Source organism: Agrobacterium sp. 5Ca50 (assembly GCF_055381905.1).
In genome coordinates, this window is sequence record NZ_AP026438.1 from 3179647 (window position 1) to 3202185 (window position 22539).

Genomic DNA, 22539 nt, shown 5'->3' on the forward strand with positions numbered 1-22539 from the left:
TACGGTTATTGTCATTTATTCGGCTGTTCCGACCGGCGGTGAGCACACACCGGCATGGGACATTTGATCAGGCTTGCGTGTCATGGACCCCGACCCTGACGCGGCTTGAGCGGCCTCTCCTAAAACCCGCCCATTTCGCTTGTTCCGAATTGCGTTTTGACAACTGCAAAGATCGTGCCAAAAATAAAACCACGGAATTACAATGAATTAGAATACAATTCCGCCGCATTTCGGACAAAATGTCCGTGGCGATGCGACAAAGTGTCCAGGTGGTGCGACAAAATCGCGCCCGGACAGCAGGTCTGATATGGAAGATTTATTGCGCTTCAGGTAGCCAGACCGTGAAGGTCGTTCCTGTTCCGGGCGTGCTTTCAGCGGTAATGATACCGCCTTGACGGATCACCAGCATCTGGCTGACCGATAGACCAAGCCCTGTACCTTCCTGCCGTTTGGTGGTGAAAAACGGTTCAAAAATTCGAGCGAGAACATCCTGATCCATGCCGATACCGGTGTCGGACACTGTCAGCACAACACCAGCTCGCTCGTCACGCTCTGCATCATGGCAGCCAAGACCTAACGTGCCGCCATGCGGCATTGCGTGAGCGGCATTGACGATCAGATTGACCAGCACCTGCTGCAACTCGGTGCGGTTCATCAACACCAACCGGCTGACATTGTCATCACGCACGACATTGATACCGCTGCGGTTCAGCACGTGCTGAACCAGTGGCATGGTATCGGTCATGATATGGGCCGGGTCATGCCGTTCAACATAACCGGCGAATTCTTCTGGTCGCGCAAATTGCAGCAGCTTGGTGACAATACGGCTTATGCGCTCGACCTGCTCATCAATCAGTCGAAACTCGGTTTTGGCCAGATCGGCCTTTTCACCGATCAGATAACGCGCCACCTCGAGATTGCCCTGAATGACGGCAATCGGATTGTTGATCTCATGGGCAACGCCGGCGGTGATCTCTCCTACCGTGGCCAACTTTTCAGAAATCACCAGCTGTTTCGTGGTGGCTTCCAACTGATGGTTAGCAAGCTGCAATTCCCGCGTCCGTTCGTCAACGCGGACATTGAGCTCTTCATTCCAGGCCCGCAGTTCCCCTTCACGTTCCTGCAACCGTTGCAGCAAATCATCCAGATGCACGGCCACCTGCCCGATTTCATCATGCGTGGCAGGCAGCCCGGTTCGCGCACCAAGATCGCCCTCATCCACACGGGCGATGGTTTCGGTCATTCTTTCCAGTGGCTTGAAGATGCTGCGCGCCCACCGCAAGAACACCGGAATGCTCATCAAGGTTATCGCAAAAAATGCAATAATGACCGCGGCGACCGTTTCATATTTGGCGCGGGCAAAGGGCGCTTCCAGAAATCCGACGTAGAGCATGCCCGCACGATTGCCGTAACTGTCGACCAGCGGTTCATAGGCGGAGACATACCAGTCGTTTACGACAAAGGCGCTGTCGAGCCATACGCGCCCTTCACCCAGCACCGCAGTCCGCACGGCGTTGGATACCTGCGTTCCCAATGCCCGCTTCCCTTCGAAAAGACGGACATTGGTGCTGATGCGGACATCATCCAGAAACAGCGTTGCCGTACCCTGACTGCCCTCCGGCAGACTGGCTTCCTTGTAGACCAGATCATTGATCGTATCGATGAAATCGAGATTCTGGTTGAGAAGTTTGCCACCGACAAGAGCCAGACGCCGGCCAGGCGAAACATCAATCGGACTGGCGGCGTGAATGGCGAGACCGCGTGTTTCCCAAAGCTGTTCCGATTGCCCAGAATTTGGCGTCTTTACAAGCTCCAGGCGAGCACGTTGCGCCAGCGCAGCGGAAATCTCTCCCAACTCGTCATTGGAAAAAATGTCGAATGCGTAAGCGGCTTTTCCCTGCAGCGCCTTGGCCCGCACGGGCCAATTGACCCGCACACGCGACACTTCCGTTCCGGCACTGGCGGTAACCCGCCCCTCAGGGTCAATGATAAACAGGAAGTCGAGCCCCAGCTTTTCGCGGCTTTCTTCCAGATAACCACCCAATTGTGTCGCTGTATCATCCTGCAAGACATCCTGAAGCCGCGCAGAAGTCGCAATGGATTCAATACGTTCGCCGGTGTTTTCGAGAATGGTCGACAGATATTGATGCGCGATGGTCAGATCGCCATGCACTTTGGAGATCAGAAGTGAATCGAACTTGGCGCCCCAACGCACCATCGTCACGCCCAGCAGTAGCGGCAAAATCACCAGGGTTGGTAAAAGGGCAATCGCCAGCAGTTTAACGCGGACGGAGCGAACCGGGCTGACGGCTTTTGGCTGATGTTGCAGATCAGCCATGCCAGGAGGTCAGCTTGCGATCAATGGTCTTGCGGGAAATGCCAAGCCGTTTTGCCGCCTCATCACGGTTGCCAGCAACCTCGTCGAGCACACTCAATATGTGGCGGCGCTCAACCTCTTCCAGCGTGGCATTGCTGGCAGGCGCAGAAATACCGCCACGTAGGTCCGCAGGAAAGCGGCCCAGAATGAGGGTACGTTCAATCAGGTTACGCAACTCACGAACATTACCGGGCCAGTTATAGGCGAGCAAAGCCGCCTTGATCGCATCATCGACCTGCACGGGTGGCATGCCGAGTTGCCGCGACAGCTTGTTCATGAACAGATCGGTCAGTTCAAGAACATCCTTTTCACGTTCACGCAACGGCGCGAGATGCACCTGCATGACGTTGATGCGGTAATAAAGGTCAGCGCGAAAACGGCCTTTTTCAACGTCCTTGGCAAGATCGGCATTGGTGGCAAACACAAAGCGAATATCGATCGGCACTTCGCGCTCGGAACCAACCGGCCGAACCTTGCGATCTTCAATGACGCGCAGCAGCTTGCTTTGTAGCGCCACCGGCATTTCACCGATTTCATCAAGGAACAGCGTGCCACCCTGCGCATGCAGGAAAAGACCCTCGCGCCGGGAATCCGCGCCCGTGAAAGCGCCCTTCAAATGGCCAAACAATTCTGTTTCCAGCATGTCAGCGGGAATAGCCGCACAATTGAGCGGCACGAAGGGTTTACCAGCCCGGTCGGACAGTTCGTGAAGGGAACGCGCCAGCACTTCCTTGCCGGTCCCGGACTCACCTGTCAGCAACACCGACGTTGGCAAGGGTGCAACGCGACTGATCATTTCACGTGTCTGCTGAATGGTCGCAGAGCTACCGAAAATCCGATCACGCAGATAGATGTGATCCGACGCGGCCCTCAGCTCATATTTGAGCGCAAAGTTCTCCCGCTGCAACTGGATGCGGTCCAGCGCGCGAGTTATGGCATTGAGGATCTGGTTTGACCGAAACGGTTTCAGCACAAAATCCGCCGCACCGGCGCGGATCGCCTGTATCGCCGTATCCAGATCGGCATATGCCGTCATCAGGATCGTTTCGGCATAAAGGCCGATGGAGCGCTGCTCTGCCAGCCATTCAAGACCGGTTTTCTTCGGCATGATATTGTCGAGAATTACAATGTCGAAATGACGCTCATCCAGCTTGTGGCTGGCCTCAACCGTATCTGATGCTTCGTCGATAAATTTGCAGCGGCTTTCCAGCGTGCGCACAAGGAAATTGCGCATGCCTGGCTCATCGTCCACCACAAGAATAGATGCCTTGGCGAGCCACGGTCCGAAATCGGATTCTTGAGCCGCGGCCTGCGGCTTTGAAACCACTTCGTGTTGCACATCACTCTCCTGCGACATCCGCTATCAGCTTAAAAATGACGAATAGCAGAGCGGCGCCTAAAAGCAAAATCAGGACCCGATATCCGCACCCGCTGCGATCTCAACAATTCTGTGAGCATGGGTGAAAATTTCGAAGTCCTCACCCCTCACCAATGCCACCAGTGTCACACCGGCCTTTTCCGCCGTCTCGATGGCAAGTGCAGTGGGCGCCGAGATCGCCAGGAGGATGGGACTGCCAAGAATAGCAGTCTTCTGCACCATCTCGACGGAAACACGGCTTGTAACCGCAATCATACCGTCGCGGCCACGGCGGCCAGCACGAAGGACAGCGCCAACCAACTTGTCGAGGCCATTATGCCGCCCGACATCTTCGCGGACAGCCAGCAATCCCTCACCTGGCAGGTAGAAGCCGGCGCCGTGCACGGCGCGCGTTTCCCGATTAAGTGACTGCCCGTCCGACAACAGCGTGATCGCAGACACAATGTCATCAAACGTCGCTTTGAGCGTGGCAGTTGAAACGTCGGGAACCGGACGAAGTGCCTGCTCGATCGATTCAATTCCACAGAGGCCACAGCCGACTGGCCCTGCCATATGACGACGGCGCGCACGCAGTGCATCAGCCTGATTATCTCCAAGCATCACCTGCACATCGTAACCCTGATCGGCCGCAAGGATTTCAACGTCAACGATCTCGGAGACATCACGGATGATGCCCTCGGTCAGACTGAAACCAATGGCAAAGTCTTCTAAGTCCGCCGGCGTTCCCATCATGACTGCATGGGTAGAACCGCCATAAGAAAAGGCGATTGGCACCTCCTCGGGAACCGCACGTGTCGCTTGCGCCAAAACACCTGCGTGCCGTGATATGCGTATGACTTTCCGCGAGGTTTCCATCAGATAACAGCCCTATTCGCCTGCATGCGACAAAAGCCGGAACAATTGGCAGCATCACGCGCACTTGCCATTGGCTTTCATCAAAATTGGAGCCTAGTTCTACCCAAGAGCTAGGGCGCATCAAAGCGCAAATTCGCAACAGCGACGATAGTAGCAGCTGAACATGGGTAGTCTAAAAACAAAAAAGCGACCGAAACGGCCGCTTTTTTCTCATTTTTTGTGGGCAGTCATTCTTTCGAACCCGCCCGGTGCTTTCAAGCAGCGACGAGAACCTCATGCAGGTTCGTCAGTTCGTAGAGGTGCTTTTCAAGCTTGGTCAGGTGCTCGTGGTGGTGGCTACCACCTTCGATTTCTGCCTTCGCTGCATCAATACGCTTCTGCAATGTGTCAGGGCTGATTTCATCAGCCGAAACAGCAGATTCAGCAAGCAATGTGCAACCTGTTGGCAGAATGTCGGCAAAACCACCGAACACCACGTACTTGTGTGTCTCACCAGAGGCAAATTTCACCGAAACGAGACCAGGCTTGATCGTCGTCATTACCGGCGCATGGTTTGCCAACACCGTCATTTCGCCCAGAGTGGCTGGAATGACGACTTCAGTAACCGTTTCGGAAACGAGCAGGCGCTCCGGAGAAACAAGTTCGAATTTGAAAGTGTCGGCCATGGCTATTCACTTCTTGTTTTGTTGCGCGACAGACAAAGGCGCGTGGAAAAGCCACGCGCCCTTCTTAAAGCATTATCAGGCAGCTTCAGCAGCCAGCTTCTTTGCCTTTTCGATAGCTTCTTCCATCGAACCGACCATGTAGAATGCTGCTTCTGGCAGGTGATCGTAGTCACCATTTACCAGGCCCTTGAAACCCTTGATGGTGTCTTCGAGAGCAACCAGCTTGCCCGGCGAACCGGTGAAGACTTCAGCCACGAAGAACGGCTGCGACAGGAAGCGTTCGATCTTACGAGCGCGGGCAACAGCCAGACGGTCTTCTTCAGACAGTTCATCCATGCCAAGGATGGCGATGATGTCCTGAAGAGCCTTGTAGCGCTGCAGTGTCGACTGAACCTTACGAGCCACTTCGTAGTGCTCTTCGCCAACGATCATTGGGTCAAGCATACGCGATGTGGAGTCGAGCGGGTCAACAGCCGGGTAAATACCCTTTTCAGCGATCGAACGCGACAGAACGGTCGTTGCGTCCAAGTGGGCGAACGAGGTTGCTGGTGCCGGGTCGGTCAAGTCGTCGGCAGGTACGTAAATAGCCTGAACCGAAGTGATCGAACCCTTCGTCGTTGTGGTGATGCGTTCCTGCATCTGGCCCATGTCGGTTGCAAGCGTCGGCTGGTAACCCACAGCAGAAGGGATACGGCCGAGCAGAGCGGACACTTCGGAACCAGCCTGCGTAAAGCGGAAGATGTTGTCCACGAAGAACAGAACGTCCTGGCCCTTGTCACGGAAGTCTTCAGCGATCGTCAGACCGGTCAGAGCAACACGTGCACGTGCGCCTGGTGGTTCGTTCATCTGGCCGTAAACGAGAGCAGCCTTGGAGCCTTCACCACCGCCGTGCTTGTTAACGCCCGACTCGATCATTTCGTGGTAAAGGTCGTTACCTTCGCGAGTACGTTCACCCACGCCGGCAAATACCGAGTAACCACCGTGCGCCTTGGCCACGTTGTTAATCAGTTCCATGATGAGAACGGTCTTGCCAACGCCAGCGCCGCCGAACAGGCCGATCTTACCGCCCTTTGCGTAAGGAGCGAGAAGGTCAACAACCTTGATGCCGGTAACCAGGATCTGGCCTTCAGTCGACTGGTCGACGTAGGACGGAGCTTCCTGGTGGATAGCGCGCTTGCCGGAAGTGACCAGCGGGCCAGCTTCGTCAACAGGCTCGCCGATAACGTTCATGATACGACCAAGCGTCTCAGGACCAACCGGAACGGTGATCGGAGAACCGGTGTCACGAACGGCCTGACCGCGAACCAGACCTTCGGTCGAGTCCATGGCGATCGTGCGAACGACGTTTTCGCCGAGGTGCTGTGCAACTTCGAGAACCAAACGGTTGCCCATGTTGTCAGCTTCAAGCGCGTTGAGGATCGCAGGCAGGTCGCCTTCGAACGCCACGTCGACAACAGCGCCGATAACCTGCGTAACTTTGCCAGTCGCGGTTGTGCTCGCTGCGGTTTTCTTGGGGGTAGCTGCCTTAGCCATTATCCTTACCCTCTTTCCTTAACCTCAGAGCGCTTCAGCGCCCGAAATGATTTCAATCAGTTCCTTGGTGATCTGAGCCTGACGCTGACGGTTGTAAGACAATGTCAGCTTGTGGATCATTTCACCGGCGTTGCGCGTTGCGTTATCCATCGCGCTCATTTTGGCACCCATTTCGCCAGCAACGTTCTCGAGCAATGCCCGGAAAACCTGAACCGAAATGTTGCGCGGAATAAGGTCTTCCAGAATGGAAGCCGCATCCGGCTCGTATTCATAAATCGCAGTCGTTGCCGTCTGCTCGACTTCAGCGGCCGGCGCAGCAGCAGGAATAAGCTGCAAGCCTGTCGGCACCTGGCTGATAACCGATTTGAACTCGGAGTAGATCAGCGTGCAGACATCGAATTCACCGGCGTTGAAACGCGCAATGATCTTCTTGGCAATCTGGTCGGCATTTTCGAAAGCGATCTTCTTCACTTCGCGCAGTTCAACGCGCTCAATGATGTTCGATGCGAATTCGCGACGCAGGCTATCGTAGCCCTTTTTACCAACGGTCATGATTTTGACCGTCTTGCCTTCGGCGATCAGCTTACGCGCACGATCACGAGCAAAACGGGAAATCTGTGAGTTGAAACCACCGCAAAGACCACGCTCGGCTGTGCAGACGACGAGCAGATGCACGTCGTCCTTGCCGGTACCGGTCATCAGTGCAGGAGCTACGTCTGCCTCAACCGCCTGAGCGATATTGGACAGAACGGCGCTCATGCGCTGTGAATATGGCCGGGCAGCCTCAGCAGCCTCCTGCGCACGACGAAGCTTCGCCGCGGCGACCATTTTCATCGCCTTGGTAATCTTCTGTGTCGCCTTGACCGAGGCAATGCGGTTTTTCAGATCCTTTAGTGAAGGCATCCGTTATCCGTCCCAGTGTGAACCCTAATCAGGTGAAAGACTTTGCGAAGCTATCCAGAGCAGCCTTGAGCTTGCTCTTGGTGTCATCGCTAACAGCCTTTTCCGTGCGAATGGTGTCGAGAATGCCCTTGCCTTCCGAACGGAGGTAGGACAGCAGACCCTGCTCGAACTTGCCAACCTGGTTCACAGCAACCTTATCGAGGTAACCGTTCACGCCAGCAAAGATCACGGCAACCTGTTCTTCCGTCTTGAGCGGCGAGAACTGTGGCTGCTTCAGGAGTTCCGTCAGACGTGCACCACGGTTCAGCAAACGCTGTGTGGAGGCATCGAGGTCCGAACCGAACTGAGCAAATGCGGCCATTTCGCGGTACTGAGCGAGCTCACCTTTGATCGAACCAGCAACCTGCTTCATGGCCTTGATCTGAGCAGCAGAACCAACGCGCGAAACCGACAGACCGACGTTAACAGCCGGGCGGATACCCTGATAGAACAGGTCGGTTTCAAGGAAGATCTGGCCGTCGGTGATCGAGATCACGTTGGTCGGAATAAACGCGGAAACGTCGTTACCCTGGGTTTCGATAACCGGCAGAGCGGTCAGCGAACCTGCGCCCATTTCGTCGGAGAGCTTTGCAGCGCGCTCGAGAAGACGGGAGTGAAGGTAGAAAACGTCGCCAGGATAAGCTTCGCGGCCCGGAGGACGACGCAGAAGAAGCGACATCTGACGGTAGGCAACAGCCTGCTTGGAAAGGTCGTCGTAACCGATCAGCGCATGCTGACCGTTGTCACGGAAGTATTCGCCCATTGCGCAACCAGCGAACGGAGCCAGATACTGCATAGGAGCAGGATCGGAAGCCGTAGCGGCAACGATGATCGAGTACTGCAGTGCGCCACGCTCTTCCAGAACCTTAACGAACTGGGCAACGGTAGAACGCTTCTGACCGATAGCAACGTATACGCAATAAAGCTTGTCACCGTCAGGACCATTGTCGTGAATGGCCTTCTGGTTGAGGATCGTGTCGAGAATGATCGCGGTCTTGCCGGTCTGGCGGTCGCCGATCACGAGTTCGCGCTGGCCACGACCAACTGGGATCAGGGCGTCGATAGCCTTGAGACCTGTGGACATCGGCTCATGAACCGACTTGCGTGGAATAATGCCAGGAGCCTTTACGTCAACGCGAGCGCGCTTCGTGGCATTGATCGGGCCTTTGCCGTCAATCGGGTTACCGAGAGCATCGACCACGCGGCCAAGCAGCTCAGGACCGACAGGAACGTCAACGATGGCGCCGGTCCGCTTAACGGTGTCGCCTTCTTTGATGTCACGGTCAGAACCGAAAATAACCACACCGACATTGTCGGATTCGAGGTTCAGCGCCATACCACGGATGCCGCCTGGGAACTCGACCATCTCACCAGCCTGAACATTGTCAAGGCCGTAAACGCGAGCGATACCGTCACCAACGGACAGAACCTGGCCGACTTCCGAGACCTCAGCCTCGTTGCCGAAATTTTTGATTTGATCTTTCAGAATTGCGGAAATTTCCGCGGCGCGGATATCCATCAGCCAACCTCTTTCAGTGCAAGCTTAAGGGTGGAAAGTTTGGTGCGAAGAGACGTGTCGATCTGACGGGAGCCAACCTTGACGATAAGGCCACCGAGGATTGACGGATCAACGGTTACTGAAACCGTTACATCCTTACCAGTAACGCTCTTCAGCGCCGCCTTCAGTTCAGTTTCCTGCGCTGCATCGAGCGCATGTGCCGAAGTAACTTCGGCAGTAATTTCGCCACGGTGTGCGGCAGCGATTTCGCGATAAGCGCGTACCATGCCAGGAACGGCAAACAGACGGCGATTCTTGGCGACAACTTTGAGGAAGTTCGCAGCAAGCGTCTTCAGGCCGGCCCTTTCGCAGATAGCTGCGATGGCCTTGCCCTGATCTTCAGACGAAAATACCGGGCTTTCTACCAGACGCTTCAAATCGTCACTCTCGTCGAGAAGCGACTGGAATGCATCGAGATCGGCCCCAACCGCCTCTACAACACCCGCCTCAAGAGCAAGCTCGAAAAGCGACGACGCATACCTTTCCGCTACACCGGATGTTCCATGGGAGGTGTCTGCCACTGGCACTTTTTCCCTGCTTATCATCCAAGAAAGACAAGTCGCGTCAGCAACTTTGCCAAATTCTTGAAATCGTTTCAATTTCCCCGAAAAAGGCTAAAGTGATCCCCCTCACCTTTTCGAATTTCGCGGTCCGTCTAGCATAGGATGCCGGGACTCGCAACACGGGTAATAACGGAATAAGGCTTTAGGGCAACAGGAAAGCAGAAAAAAATACGAAATCCCCATTCCTTTGCCAAAAGCGCCACACCTTGGGCGTTTCAGCCAGCCTCACACTATTCCAAAAACATAGAGTAACGGCAAGGCAGCAAGTAGAAAATTTACAACCATAAGTAGGCAATTTCGCCATGTCGTGCCACCGTCAGACAGGATGGAAAGCACTGCACCGAACACTGAAAGACCGAATGCGGCACCAAACGCGAGATAGACCATAGGCTGCGCGAGCAGCAAAGCAGCAGCGCCAAGTCCCAGGTAAAAGCCAGCCAGCGAGGAGCGGATCAGCACAAACCCGTCATTGCGCTCACGGCTGGATTGCAATGCAAAGAGGCGCAAGGTCACACCAGGCGCAAACAACATCAATAACCCGATCAGGGCTGAGACCGATGCAGCCAAAAACGCCAATTGTTCTCCAAACTCGGTTGGAAAGTAAAATTCCATGATTGCCAGCCCCTCGCTTCAAATCAGTTTCACTTGCCGACTTACAATATTGACCTAAAAATCGGAATCGTTATTTCAGCGCTACTTCAGCCTCACAGAAAACTCTGCGGGTCGATGTCCACTTGGACATGGATAGAGCCACGTTCCTTTGGACCATTGGCCAGCATAGCGCGCATAAACCCCTGCATGTCCGAATTGCGTTTTCCGTGAACCAGCAGCCGGAAACGATACCGTCCGCGAATAAGTGCGAGCGGTGCCTCCGCCGGCCCCAGCAAGGCAATGCCAGCAGCCTGCGGCGCTGCAACTCTCAGAGCACGGGCATGGGTTTCCGCATCAGCGCGGGTTTCCGCCGACACGATAATCGAGGCTAAGCGCCCGAACGGCGGCAACATCGCTTTTTCACGTTCAATGATTTCACGATCATAAAACGCCCCGGCATCACCGGAGACGATGGCCTGCATGACCGGGTGCTGCGGTTGATAGGTTTGCAGAAGACCATGACTTTTCAGACCGGTACGACCGGCGCGACCCGTCACCTGTGACAGAAGTTGGAAGGTGCGCTCCGCCGCACGCGGATCGCCATTTGCCAATCCCAGATCGGCGTCAACAATGCCAACCAGCGTCATCAGCGGAAAGTTATGGCCCTTCGCCACCAGCTGCGTGCCAATGACGATATCGACCTCACCGTTGGCAATCGCTTCCAGTTCCAACCGCAAACGTTTTACGCCACCGGGCATATCCGATGACAGAAGGATGGTTCGTGCATCGGGGAAGTGTTTCTCGACCTCTTCAGCAATACGTTCCACCCCCGGACCGCAGGCAGCCAGATGGTCAAATGTGCCGCATTCCGGGCAGTGGTCGGGTGTCTTTTCGGCGTAACCGCACTGGTGGCACTGTATCTGCTCACGGAAACGGTGCTCCACCAACCAACTGGCACATTGCGGGCACTGAAAGCGATGGCCGCATACGCGGCAAAGCGTCAACGGGGCATAACCACGTCGGTTGAGGAACAGCAGCGCCTGCTCACCGCGTTCAATGGTCTTGCCCATGCCGCGCAGCAACACCGACGACAGAAAGCCGCCCCGTTCTGGCGGGTGGCGTCGCATATCGACAAGGTGCAGATCGGGCATCGCCGCATCGCCAAAACGCGTGTGCAGATGAATGAGATTATAACGCCCGGAATTGCCGTTGACCTGGCTTTCCACCGACGGCGTCGCAGAGACCAGTACGACGGGAAAATCAGCTATTCGCGCCCGCACCACCGCCATGTCGCGTGCATTATAAAACACGCGATCTTCCTGTTTGTAAGCTGGGTCATGTTCTTCATCGACAATGATCAGACCAAGATTGTCGAAGGGTAGAAACAGAGCGGAACGCGCACCTGCCACCACCCGCACCTCGCCGGTCGAGATCTGCCGCCACACCTTTTCGCGGGTTTTCGGGGCAAGCTCGGAGTGCCATTCGGCCGGTTTTGCGCCAAACCGGTTCTGAAATCGCTCTAGAAATGCAGCCGTCAGTGCAATTTCAGGCAACAGGATCAACACCTGTTTGCCTTGCCGCAACGTTTCGGCAACCGCCTCGAAATAGACTTCTGTCTTGCCGGAGCCGGTGACGCCATCGATCAGCGAGACAGAAAATCCGCCCTTGCGCTGATCCTCAAGAATTTCAGACGCTGCCTGCTTTTGCGGACCTTCAATACGCGCCTCGACATAATCAGGGTCAGGTTCGGCAACCACGGGCGGGGCAGGTAGAAACACGGTTTCGAACACGCCCTGTTTTGCCAAACCATCAATAACGCTGGTGGAAACACCGGCGGCATGCGCAAGTCCGCTCTTTGTCCAGGTATGGCCCTCACCCGCTAGCTCGATCACCCGCTGGCGTGCCGGTGTCATGCGTTCGGGCCGGCCTTCGCCCAGACGCAGGCCTTCAATCATCGGCTCGGGGTCAAATGCGGCGGGAGCGCGCAGCGCCATGCGGGCCACCAGCCCCGGCGGAGACAGCGTGTAGGAGGCAACCCAATCGATAAAACGGCGCATTTCAGGCTTCAGCGGCGGGCAGTCAAAAGCCTTGATGATCGGGCGCAGTTTCTTCGGATCAACCGTCTTGCCGTCATCCTGCTCCCTGTCCCAGACCACTCCAATGACCTGCCGAGGCCCAAGCGGAACCTGCACCACAGTACCCGGTTCCACCACCATATCGTCAGGGACAGCGTAACTGTAAGGACCCGGCGCAGGCAGCGGCACAAGAACCGGCACGCTATTGCGCGCCACAGGTGCAGGATCGAATAATGCGCCAAACAGGTCAGTCGAATCTTTTGCCATTGTGCGGCGACCATGCCTTTTCATGAACAAAAAGGAAACTGCAAACAGCGATGCGCGATGCCTTCAATATCGTCAATTTTAACCAAATGCTGATCCGCAGGCTCTATCCTTGTCATCAATTGAACCACCGGAGCTTAATGAATTGTCCGAGATTCTGACCTTTGCCGATCAGGCTCTTCTTGATGAGCGGCAGACATGGCTTGCCACGTTGCAGGGTGAGCGCCGTCTTTCCGGAAACACCGTTGAGGCCTATGAGCGCGACACAAGACAGTTCCTGATGTTCCTCACCGGTCATCTCGCCGCACCGGCAGGCATCAAGGATATTGCCGACCTACGCCCTGCCGACTTACGCAGTTTTCTGGCATCCCGCCGTCGTGATGGTGCAGGCGCCCGTTCGCTTGGCCGCCATCTGGCGGGCTTACGATCCTTTCTGCGCTATCTGGAACGCAAAGGTCTGGTGAAGACAGCAGGGGCAAATGCCATTCGCACGCCCAAACAGCCAAAATCTCTGCCAAAGCCGCTTACCGACAGGCAGGCACTGAACCTGACACAGACCGATACCCAGATGCAGGAAGAACCGTGGATCGCCGCGCGCGATGCAGCGGTACTGTCTCTTCTTTATGGCTGTGGTCTGCGTATCTCCGAGGCACTAAGCCTGCGCGCAGTGGATATTCCAAGCGCCACAAGCGCACTTCGCATCACTGGTAAAGGCGGAAAAACGCGTCTGGTGCCATTGTTGCCGATCGTCGCCGAAGCAATCGCAACATATCGCAAACTTTGCCCGTACCATCTTACGAATGACGAACCCATGTTTGTCGGCGCACGCGGCGGAAAACTGCACGCAGCCATCATCCAGCGCGGCATGCAGAAATTGCGCAGCGCGTTTGGTTTGCCGGATACGGCGACACCGCATGCTTTACGACATTCCTTCGCCACCCACCTGCTGGCTGGCGGCGGTGATCTGCGCACCATCCAGGAATTGCTCGGCCATGCCAGCCTATCAACCACCCAAATCTATACCGGGGTCGATACGGCACGTCTGTTGGAAATCTACGATAACGCCCATCCGCGGGCGTGAACGGAACGGTTGTGCTGTCCGCGCATTAACCACTTTCGTTAATACAATCGCGACGTCGCCGTCATAAAAAACTTTAGCGAAATTACGGGATTGCATGACCATGGCTGGCGGATTGAACACTGAACGTCTTCTTGGTTGGAGATTGCCAAGTCCGGGCAACACCATGCTTGGCCTGTGCGCGCTGTTTAACATCACCCTTCTCACTATCCTGCTTTTGACATTGCTCGGTATCAAACCGGCACATGCACAGGAAGATTTGAGCTGTGTCGGCCAGGATCTCGTCGAGATCATGCAGCGTGATGAACCCCAGAAATACCAGAACTTGCAGGCAGAGGCGGATAAGGTCCTGAATGGAAAAGGTACATTCTGGCGCATCGAAAAGGACGGTCTTGCACCGTCCTATTTGCTGGGCACCATGCATGTGACCGATCCGCGTGTTCTCAAAATGCCAAATGGCGCTCAGGAAGCATTTGCCAGTGCAAAGACGGTGGTGGTTGAGTCAGACGAAATCCTTGATGAACAGAAAGCCGCCGTCGCAATTTTCGCCAGACCCGATCTTTCGATGTTCATCGATGGAAAATCCATTACCGACATGCTGTCAACGCAAGACAAACAGCGCCTGGAAGATGGCTTGAAACAGCGCGGCATTCCGCTGGTCTCGGTTCTGAAGATGAAGCCGTGGATTCTGGCAAGCTTCGTGGCTCTGCCGGCCTGTGAATTCAAACGCAAGGCGCAGGGAGCATCCTTCCTCGACAAGAAGATCGCCCAAGACGGCGTAGCTTCTGGAAAATCCATCAAGGGACTGGAAACCCTTGTCGAACAGATACAGGCCATGGCTGATCTTCCAATGGATTTCCACATGAAGGCATTGGTCGAAACCTTGAGCCTTGGCGACCGCATGCAGGACATCATGTGGACGATGACCGATCTTTACCTTCAGGAAAATGTCGGCGCGATCATGCCAATGGTAACGGCCGTCACACCGGAAAGCTCCGACGCGGACGAAGACGGTTATGCCAGCTTCGAAAAGAGAATTATCACCGACCGTAACCACGTCATGGCCGAAAGAGCAGCGCCGCTGCTTGCGCAAGGCTCAGTCTTCATCGCAGTCGGTGCACTCCATTTGCCGGATGAAGAAGGGGTCATCGAACTCCTGCGCAAACAGGGTTATACGCTGACCCGCGTCAACTGATCATCAGCCCTCAATGGCAACCTTGTGAATGCCACGGCTCACCTTTTTCAGGGTGGCTGGAACGATGCGCCGGTGGACGGGCGCAACAAACATCATATAGACCCAGCCCAGCCAGTTTTTGCGGTTCACAAGCGTCGTGACACTGATTGTCGGATTGCTGTCGTGTGCTTCGACATCAATCACGATGCGAAAATCGAGATGATGATCATCAAACCCCATCACCGTTCTGTCTGCGGTGGAGGCGATAATCGGAAATCCCCCAGCGCTTTCGCCCGCTGAAAGCTGCACGGTCTTCAGACCGAGCCAGCGCACAACGCTGTTGCGCAGTCGCATGAGAAACGAAACCCAGGCCGGTGGATTTTCCAGAATAAGGCGCGCTGCGGTAAGCGATGTCAGCCCCTTCCCCTTAAGGGTACCTTCGAAACGATCCGCCCAGTTAAACGAAAACGGCAACGGTTCTGACAAAAATTTCATGTTCGACCTCGACATTCACTGAGGCCAAGCATTTACCGATACGCACAAAAACAAAAGGCGGCGAATTGTCGCCGCCTTTCATAAACTGTGAAATCAGCAATGATTACATGTGGATTGGCTTGAAGAACGTGGCGAGTGCCGCTTCCTTCACAGCTTCCGACATGGTCGGGTGAGCGTGGCAGGTACGACCGAGGTCTTCGGAGGAACCGCCAAATTCCATGATAACCGCAATCTCGTGGATCATTTCGCCAGCGCCGAAGCCAACGATGTGACCGCCGAGAACGCGATCGGTTTCCTTGTCCGCCAGGATCTTCACAAAGCCGTCGGTAACCTGCATGGCGCGAGCGCGACCATTGGCCGTGAATGGGAACTTGCCAACCTTGTAAGCAACGCCGGCGGCCTTGAGTTCTTCTTCTGTCTTGCCAACCGATGCGATTTCAGGCTGCGTGTAAACAACGCCTGGAATGACGTCGTAATTGACGTGGCCATGCTCGCCAGCCAGGATTTCGGCAAGAGCAACGCCTTCGTCTTCAGCCTTGTGCGCCAGCATCGGGCCCTTCACAACGTCGCCGATTGCATAAATGCCAGCAACGTTGGTCTTGTAGTGAGCATCGATTTCAACGCGGCCACGGCTGTCCAGAACAACGCCGGCTTCGGCAAGGCCGAGACCGTCAGTGTAAGGCTTGCGGCCGGTGGAGATCAGCACAACGTTGGCATCAAGAGTTTCGGCTTCGCCACCCTTTACAGGCTCGAAGACAACCTTTGCGCCGTCAGCCGTTTTTTCAACGGCAGTAACCTTTGCGCCGAGCTTGAAGTCCAAGCCCTGCTTGGCCAGCAGACGCTGAGACTGCTTGGACACTTCGCCGTCCATGCCGCCGAGAATGTTGTCGAGATATTCAACAACGGTCACCTTGGCACCGAGACGCGACCAAACGGAACCGAGCTCGAGACCGATAACACCGCCGCCGACCACGATCAGCTTTTCAGGAACCTTGGTGAGCGCAATGGCGCCGGTCGAGGAAACGATGGTCTGCTCATCGATTTCAACATTGACGCCAGGAATGCCGGCAACGTCAGAACCGGTAGCAATAACGATGTTCTTGGCTTCGATTTCCTGAACTTCGCCCTTGTCGTTGGTCACGGAAACCTTGCCCGCAGCCGCGACCTTGCCGGTGCCTTGGAAAGCATCGATCTTGTTCTTCTTGAACAGGAAGGAAACGCCATCGACGTTGGCTTTCACCACACCGTCCTTGTGCGCCATCATCTTTTCGATGTTGAGCTTTGGTGCGGCAACTTCAACGCCGAGCGAATCCAGACCGTGTGCAACATGTGCGAAGGTTTCGGATGCATGTAGCAGCGCCTTGGAAGGAATGCAGCCGACGTTCAGGCAGGTGCCGCCATAGGTCGAGCGCTTTTCAATAACGGCAACCTTCAGGCCAAGCTGGGCCGCCTTGACCGCGCAAACATAACCACCAGGTCCGGTGCCGATAACAACTACATCATAAGCCATGTTCTAATTCCTGATTGATGATGGAAACGGCTAAACCGTGACCATTCGGTTTTGGCCTTCAGGCCGCTTTTTCAGTGGCAAGTTTAATTCCAAGCGCAATGAAAACCACACCGCTGGTGCGATCGATCCACTGGCTTGCACGCGAGAATGCCGCACGCATGCGTGGCGTTGTCATGAACAGGCTGACCCCGATGAACCACAGGATCAGGAAGCTAGCCATGACCAGCCCGTAAGAGAATTTGATGGCAATCGGTGTATGTGCGCTGACAACTGTCGAAAAAATCGACAGGAAGAAAAACACCGCTTTGGGATTGAGTGCATTGGCCGCAAAACCCAACGTAAAAGCCTTGAGCGCCGATTGCTGCTGACGGGGCGCAGTCGTCACATCGCCTGTGGCTGCCGTTACATCGGTCTTGCCAGCGCGCAACGCCTTGATGCCGATATAGAGCAGGTAGGCAACACCTAGCCATTTGACGAGATTGAACAGGTAAATCGACTGGGAAATGACGAGGCCTAGACCAAGGATCGTGTAGCTGACATGGACCATCAACGCCGCGCCAATACCAAAACTGGTGATGATTGCCTGACCGCGGCCGTGCACGATGGCCTGGCGCATCACCATCGCCAGATCGGCGCCCGGTGATACGATGGCAAAGGCAAAGATCGCCATCAGCGAGAGCAATTCAATCAGGTAAGCGTGCATGACGGATATTCCTCAGATCAACGACAGCAGCATGATAAGCAGTCCGCCAGCCGAAACGAGCCATACCAGCGAACGAATATAGGGAATTCCCAGCAAATAAAGCGGAATATAGGCGATACGCGCCACAAACCATATCCACCCGCCTATCAAACCCCAACCTGAAGCGTCACCCACAAGAGCAACACCGAGGATCAGCCCCACAAAGGCCGGATAGGTTTCCTTGTAGTTTGCCAAGGCGCGTTCAGCCCGACCGGCCAGCGCGCCTTTCGGCTTTTTGCCCTCGTCACGCGGACCTGCATTCCATGCAGATCCGAGTTCCTTGGTCGCAAGTATCCCCTGCAACCCGATATGCAAGAAGAGAAGAATGACACTGAGAGCCAACAGCACCATGTAAGGCGCGTTTTCGCTTGCCAGCGTTTCCATTCTTCTCTTCCTTTTTTCTTAGAGATCGAGAACCAGACGCTCTGGATCTTCCAGGCTTTCCTTGACGCGAACGAGGAAGGTCACGGCTTCCTTGCCGTCAACGATACGGTGATCGTAAGACAGCGCGAGATACATCATCGGGCGGATGACAACCTGACCGCCAATAGCAACTGGACGCTCCTGGATCTTGTGCATGCCAAGAATACCGGACTGCGGAGCATTGAGGATCGGCGAAGACATCAGCGAACCGTAAACACCACCATTGGTGATGGTGAAGGTGCCGCCCTGCATGTCAGCCATGCTGAGCGAACCGTCACGGGCTGCCTTTGCAAGACGACCGAGTTCCTTTTCAACGCCAGCAATAGAACGCTGGTCAGCGTCACGGATAACCGGAACAACCAGACCCTTGTCGGTGCCGACAGCCATGCCGACGTGACAATAGTTCTTGTAGATGATGTCGGTGCCATCGATCTCGGCGTTAACTGCAGGCAGTTCCTTCAGCGCGTGGGTAACGGCCTTGGTGAAGAAGCCCATGAAGCCAAGCTTTACGCCGTGCTTCTTTTCAAACACGTCCTTGTAGCGGTTACGCAGATCCATAACGGCCGACATGTCCACCTCGTTGTAGGTGGTCAGCATGGCTGCGGTGTTCTGTGCATCCTTCAGGCGCTTTGCAATCGTCTGACGCAGGCGGGTCATCTTTACGCGCTCTTCACGTACACCGTCTTCAGCCGAAGACACTGGACGTGGTGCAGAGACCGGAGCAGCGGCAACAGGAGCCGAAGCGCCCTTGGCAACAGCAGCCAGAACATCGCCCTTGAGAACCTGGCCACGCTTGCCAGAACCGTCGATATCTGCAGTCGAGATGTTGTTATCGGCAGCAACCTTTGCAGCAGCTGGAGCAGCAGGCATGGAGCCGGTTGCAGGTGCAGCAGCGGCAGCAGGTGCAGGCGCCGAAACAGCTGCAGCTGGTGCGGAAGCAGCAGCCGCAGGAGCGGTCGGTGCCGCGCCAGCAGCACCTTCAGCGATCTGGCCGAGCAATGCGTCGAGGCCAACCGTTTCGCCGTTCTGCGCAACGATTTCCGTCAGAACGCCAGAGGTCGGCGAAGGCACTTCAACAGTTACCTTGTCGGTTTCGAGTTCAACCAGAGGCTCGTCAGCCTTGACGAAGTCGCCAACTTTCTTGAACCAGGTCCCGACAGTCGCTTCGCTGACGGACTCTCCCAGAGTTGGTACGCGGATTTCAGTGGCCATAATCTTGTTCCGTTTATAGGTGTCTGTTTTGGATGGATGATGGAGGGAGAGTTTTCACTCTCCCAGCGCGTCTTCTAGGAATGCAGCAAGCTGTGCGAGATGCTTGGACATCAGACCCGTTGCAGGCGAAGCTGCAGCCGGACGGCCCGTGTAGCGTACCTTCTGGTACTTGGCGTCGATATGTGCCAGCACCCATTCCAGGTACGGGTCGATGAACGACCATGCACCCATGTTCTTCGGCTCTTCCTGGCACCAAACCATCTCGGCGTTACGGAAGCGCGACAACTCGTTGATGAGCGCCTTGGCCGGGAACGGATAAAGCTGTTCGACACGCAGCAGGTAGATATCGTCGATGCCACGCTTTTCGCGCTCTTCGAGCAGATCGTAATAGACCTTACCCGTGCAAAGCACGACGCGACGGATCTTAGAATCCTTCTGCAGCTTGATCGGACCATCCTTGATCACTTCTGCATCGTCCCACAGCAGGCGGTGGAACGAGGATTCGCCAGCCAGTTCAGCAAGCGAAGACGTTGCACGCTTGTGGCGCAGCAGGGACTTTGGAGTCATCAGAACGAGCGGCTTGCGGAAGTCGCGACGAACTTGACGGCGCAGGATGTGATAGTAGTTTGCCGGTGTGGTGACGTTGGCAACCTGCATATTGTCTTCGGCGCAAAGCTGGAGGAAACGTTCCAGACGAGCGGAAGAGTGCTCGGGACCCTGACCTTCATAACCATGCGGCAGAAGGCAGACGAGACCGGACATGCGAAGCCACTTGCGTTCACCCGAAGAGATGAACTGGTCGAACACCACCTGCGCACCGTTTGCGAAGTCGCCGAACTGTGCTTCCCACAGTGTCAGTGCATTCGGACGGGCCAGCGAGTAGCCATATTCGAAACCAAGCACAGCTTCTTCCGACAGCATCGAGTTGATGACTTCGTAACGAGCCTGTGTCGGAGCCAGGTTGGCAAGCGGAATGTAACGCTCTTCCGTGTCCTGATCGTAGAGAACAGAGTGGCGCTGCGAGAAGGTGCCGCGCTCGCAATCCTGGCCGGACAGACGGATCTTGTGGCCTTCGACGGCAAGCGTACCGAACGCAAAGGCTTCAGCCATTGCCCAGTCGATGCCTTCACCGGTTTCGACCATCTGTGCGCGGTTGTCCATGAAGCGCTGGATCGTGCGGTGCGCATTGAAGCCTTCAGGAATGGTCGACAGTTTCTTGCCGATTTCCTTGAGGGTCTTCATTGCAACGCCGGTCTTGCCGCGACGCTGTTCATCGGCATTGTCGGCAATACGCAGACCGGACCACTGACCGTCCAGCCAGTCAGCCTTGTTAGGCTTGTAGGACTGACCTGCCTCGAATTCCTGCTCAAGATGGGCGCGCCAGTCAGCCTTCAGCTTTTCGAATTCGCCTTCGTTGATCAGGCCTTCCGAGATCAGACGGTCAGCATAGATACGTGCGACAGTCTTGTGGCTGCGGATAACCTTGTACATCTTTGGCTGCGTGAACGCAGGCTCATCGCCCTCGTTATGGCCAAAGCGACGGTAGCAGAACATGTCCACAACAACAGGCTTGTGGAACTTCATGCGATATTCGGTTGCAACCTTGGCTGCATAGACAACAGCTTCCGGATCATCGCCGTTAACGTGGAAGATCGGTGCCTCGATCATCTTGGCAACGTCAGATGGATATGGCGAAGAACGCGAGAAGCCCGGGTTCGTCGTAAAGCCGATCTGGTTGTTGATGATAACGTGCATGGTACCGGCAACGCGATGACCGCGGAGACCGGATAGGCCGAGAATTTCAGCAACAACACCCTGACCTGCAAAAGCGGCATCACCGTGCAGCAAAAGCGGCAGAACCTTTGCGCGCTCGGACAACGGAATGACGTCGCCTTCCCAGACCTTGGCCAACTGGTCCTGCTTGGCGCGGGCCTTGCCCATGACAACAGGGTTGACGATTTCAAGGTGCGACGGGTTGGCTGTCAGCGACAGGTGAACCTTGTTACCATCGAATTCGCGGTCTGAAGAGGCACCCAGGTGGTACTTCACGTCGCCGGAGCCTTCAACTTCGTCCGGCTTGAACGAACCGCCCTTGAACTCGTGGAACACGGCACGGTGCGGCTTGCCCATGACGTTGGTCAGAACATTCAGACGGCCACGGTGAGCCATGCCGACGATGACTTCTTCCAGACCTTCCTGGCCGCCACGCTTGATGATCTGCTCAAGAGCAGGGATCAGCGATTCACCGCCATCGAGACCAAAACGCTTGGTGCCCTTGAAACGAACGTCGAGGAACTGCTCGTAACCTTCGGCTTCAACCAGCTTCGACAGAATGGCCTTCTTGCCCTCAGGTGTGAAATCGACGCCCTTATCCGGACCTTCGATACGTTCCTGGATCCAGGCCTTTTCTTCCGGGCTGGACATATGCATGAACTCAACGCCGAGCGTCGAGCAATAGGTGCGCTCGAGAATTTCGAGCATTTCGCGCACGGACGCATATTCAAGGCCCAGCACGTTATCGATGAAAATCTTGCGGTCGTAGTCGCTTTCTTCAAAGCCATAGGACTTCGGCGACAACTCGTTGTAGTCCTCAACCGCGCTGGCAATGCCGAGCGGATCGAGCTTGGCGTGCAGGTGGCCACGCATGCGGTACGCACGGATCATCATGATGGCGCGTACGCTGTCGCGTGTCGCCTGAAGAACCTCTGCTTCGCTGACCGGCTTGCCGGTCTCTACGACCTTGGCTTCTGCCTTGGCCTGCACCTTCTTTTCGATGGCCTTTTCGACCGTCGCCCAATTGCCGTCCAGCGCGGAGACGAGATCGCCACCAGCCGCGATCGGCCAGTTGGCACGCTTCCAGGAAGCGCCCTTAGCGGCTTTTTTTACATCTTCGGGATTGTCGGACAGGCCCTTGAAGAAGCTCTGCCATTCCGGCGATACGGAAGAAGGATCTTCTTCATACCGTGCATAGAGCTGCTCGATGTAAGCTGCGTTCGCACCGTCGAGAAACGACGTGATCTGAAACTGCTCGTTGGCTTCTTGCCTTGCCATTTGTCCTGCGGGGGAAGTACCCCGCCTCCTCGATTTGTTGATGGCCGCTGATG

General features: G+C 55.6%; 18 protein-coding genes. 2 read left to right on the forward strand and 16 right to left on the reverse strand.

What is annotated here, in order from left to right:
* Nucleotides 1-316: 316 nt before the first annotated feature.
* From ACZ5FM_RS15340 to ACZ5FM_RS15385, 10 genes are all read right to left on the reverse strand, one after another.
* A complete protein-coding gene (locus ACZ5FM_RS15340; RefSeq protein ID WP_464039154.1) occupies nucleotides 317-2338 on the reverse strand; it encodes a sensor histidine kinase in 2022 nt (673 codons plus the stop codon).
* Nucleotides 2331-3716: a sigma-54-dependent transcriptional regulator gene (locus ACZ5FM_RS15345; RefSeq protein WP_464039155.1), complete on the reverse strand. Its 1386-nt coding sequence runs from the start codon at nucleotides 3714-3716 to the stop codon at nucleotides 2331-2333. The genes ACZ5FM_RS15340 and ACZ5FM_RS15345 overlap by 8 nt, the downstream gene beginning before the upstream one ends.
* A 69-nt stretch (nucleotides 3717-3785) precedes the next feature.
* Entirely contained in the window at nucleotides 3786-4610 is an 825-nt protein-coding gene (gene fdhD / locus ACZ5FM_RS15350) for a formate dehydrogenase accessory sulfurtransferase FdhD (protein ID WP_464039156.1), read from the reverse strand.
* Nucleotides 4611-4864: 254 nt separating this feature from the next.
* Nucleotides 4865-5275 (reverse strand): F0F1 ATP synthase subunit epsilon, encoded by a 411-nt coding sequence (locus tag ACZ5FM_RS15355; protein WP_250984301.1) that lies wholly within the window; start codon nucleotides 5273-5275, stop codon nucleotides 4865-4867.
* Nucleotides 5276-5350: 75 nt separating this feature from the next.
* Complete coding sequence (atpD, locus tag ACZ5FM_RS15360; RefSeq protein ID WP_192490388.1) at nucleotides 5351-6808, reverse strand: F0F1 ATP synthase subunit beta; 1458 nt, start codon at nucleotides 6806-6808, stop codon at nucleotides 5351-5353.
* 24 nt (nucleotides 6809-6832) lie between these two features.
* Nucleotides 6833-7711 (reverse strand): F0F1 ATP synthase subunit gamma, encoded by an 879-nt coding sequence (locus tag ACZ5FM_RS15365; RefSeq protein ID WP_192490389.1) that lies wholly within the window; start codon nucleotides 7709-7711, stop codon nucleotides 6833-6835.
* Nucleotides 7712-7739: 28 nt separating this feature from the next.
* On the reverse strand, nucleotides 7740-9269 hold the full coding sequence (atpA, locus tag ACZ5FM_RS15370) for a F0F1 ATP synthase subunit alpha (protein WP_464039157.1): 1530 nt from the start codon (nucleotides 9267-9269) through the stop codon (nucleotides 7740-7742).
* The gene (locus tag ACZ5FM_RS15375; RefSeq protein WP_192490391.1) at nucleotides 9269-9835 is read right to left on the reverse strand and encodes a F0F1 ATP synthase subunit delta; all 567 of its coding nucleotides are present in this window, start codon (nucleotides 9833-9835) and stop codon (nucleotides 9269-9271) included. The genes atpA and ACZ5FM_RS15375 overlap by 1 nt, the downstream gene beginning before the upstream one ends.
* 261 nt (nucleotides 9836-10096) lie before the next feature.
* Nucleotides 10097-10483, reverse strand: a complete 387-nt coding sequence (locus tag ACZ5FM_RS15380; protein ID WP_464039158.1) for an AGROH133_08824 family phage infection protein — start codon at nucleotides 10481-10483, stop codon at nucleotides 10097-10099.
* A 92-nt stretch (nucleotides 10484-10575) separates the two neighbouring features.
* Nucleotides 10576-12804 (reverse strand): primosomal protein N', encoded by a 2229-nt coding sequence (locus tag ACZ5FM_RS15385; RefSeq protein ID WP_464039159.1) that lies wholly within the window; start codon nucleotides 12802-12804, stop codon nucleotides 10576-10578.
* Nucleotides 12805-12946: 142 nt separating this feature from the next.
* Between ACZ5FM_RS15385 and ACZ5FM_RS15390 the strand changes: the two genes are divergently transcribed.
* Complete coding sequence (locus tag ACZ5FM_RS15390; protein WP_250984297.1) at nucleotides 12947-13882, forward strand: tyrosine recombinase XerC; 936 nt, start codon at nucleotides 12947-12949, stop codon at nucleotides 13880-13882.
* Between the two features lie 94 nt (nucleotides 13883-13976).
* The gene (locus tag ACZ5FM_RS15395) at nucleotides 13977-15074 is read left to right on the forward strand and encodes a TraB/GumN family protein (RefSeq protein WP_464039160.1); all 1098 of its coding nucleotides are present in this window, start codon (nucleotides 13977-13979) and stop codon (nucleotides 15072-15074) included.
* A 3-nt stretch (nucleotides 15075-15077) separates the two neighbouring features.
* On the opposite strand, the gene ACZ5FM_RS15400 is transcribed toward ACZ5FM_RS15395, so the two are convergent.
* The 6 genes from ACZ5FM_RS15400 to ACZ5FM_RS15425 all read right to left on the reverse strand — a co-directional run bounded on the left by ACZ5FM_RS15400 (nucleotide 15078) and on the right by ACZ5FM_RS15425 (nucleotide 22486).
* Complete coding sequence (locus ACZ5FM_RS15400) at nucleotides 15078-15548, reverse strand: DUF2867 domain-containing protein (RefSeq protein WP_464039161.1); 471 nt, start codon at nucleotides 15546-15548, stop codon at nucleotides 15078-15080.
* A 103-nt stretch (nucleotides 15549-15651) separates the two neighbouring features.
* Entirely contained in the window at nucleotides 15652-17058 is a 1407-nt protein-coding gene (lpdA, locus tag ACZ5FM_RS15405) for a dihydrolipoyl dehydrogenase (RefSeq protein ID WP_464039162.1), read from the reverse strand.
* A gap of 58 nt (nucleotides 17059-17116) precedes the next feature.
* Nucleotides 17117-17761, reverse strand: coding sequence for a LysE family translocator (locus tag ACZ5FM_RS15410; protein ID WP_259149560.1), 645 nt, complete (start codon nucleotides 17759-17761; stop codon nucleotides 17117-17119).
* A 12-nt stretch (nucleotides 17762-17773) separates the two neighbouring features.
* The gene (locus ACZ5FM_RS15415) at nucleotides 17774-18184 is read right to left on the reverse strand and encodes an MAPEG family protein (RefSeq protein ID WP_312946975.1); all 411 of its coding nucleotides are present in this window, start codon (nucleotides 18182-18184) and stop codon (nucleotides 17774-17776) included.
* Nucleotides 18185-18202: 18 nt separating this feature from the next.
* A complete protein-coding gene (odhB, locus tag ACZ5FM_RS15420; RefSeq protein ID WP_464039164.1) occupies nucleotides 18203-19435 on the reverse strand; it encodes a 2-oxoglutarate dehydrogenase complex dihydrolipoyllysine-residue succinyltransferase in 1233 nt (410 codons plus the stop codon).
* A gap of 54 nt (nucleotides 19436-19489) precedes the next feature.
* The gene (locus ACZ5FM_RS15425) at nucleotides 19490-22486 is read right to left on the reverse strand and encodes a 2-oxoglutarate dehydrogenase E1 component (RefSeq protein WP_464039165.1); all 2997 of its coding nucleotides are present in this window, start codon (nucleotides 22484-22486) and stop codon (nucleotides 19490-19492) included.
* Between the last annotated feature and the right edge of the window lie 53 nt (nucleotides 22487-22539).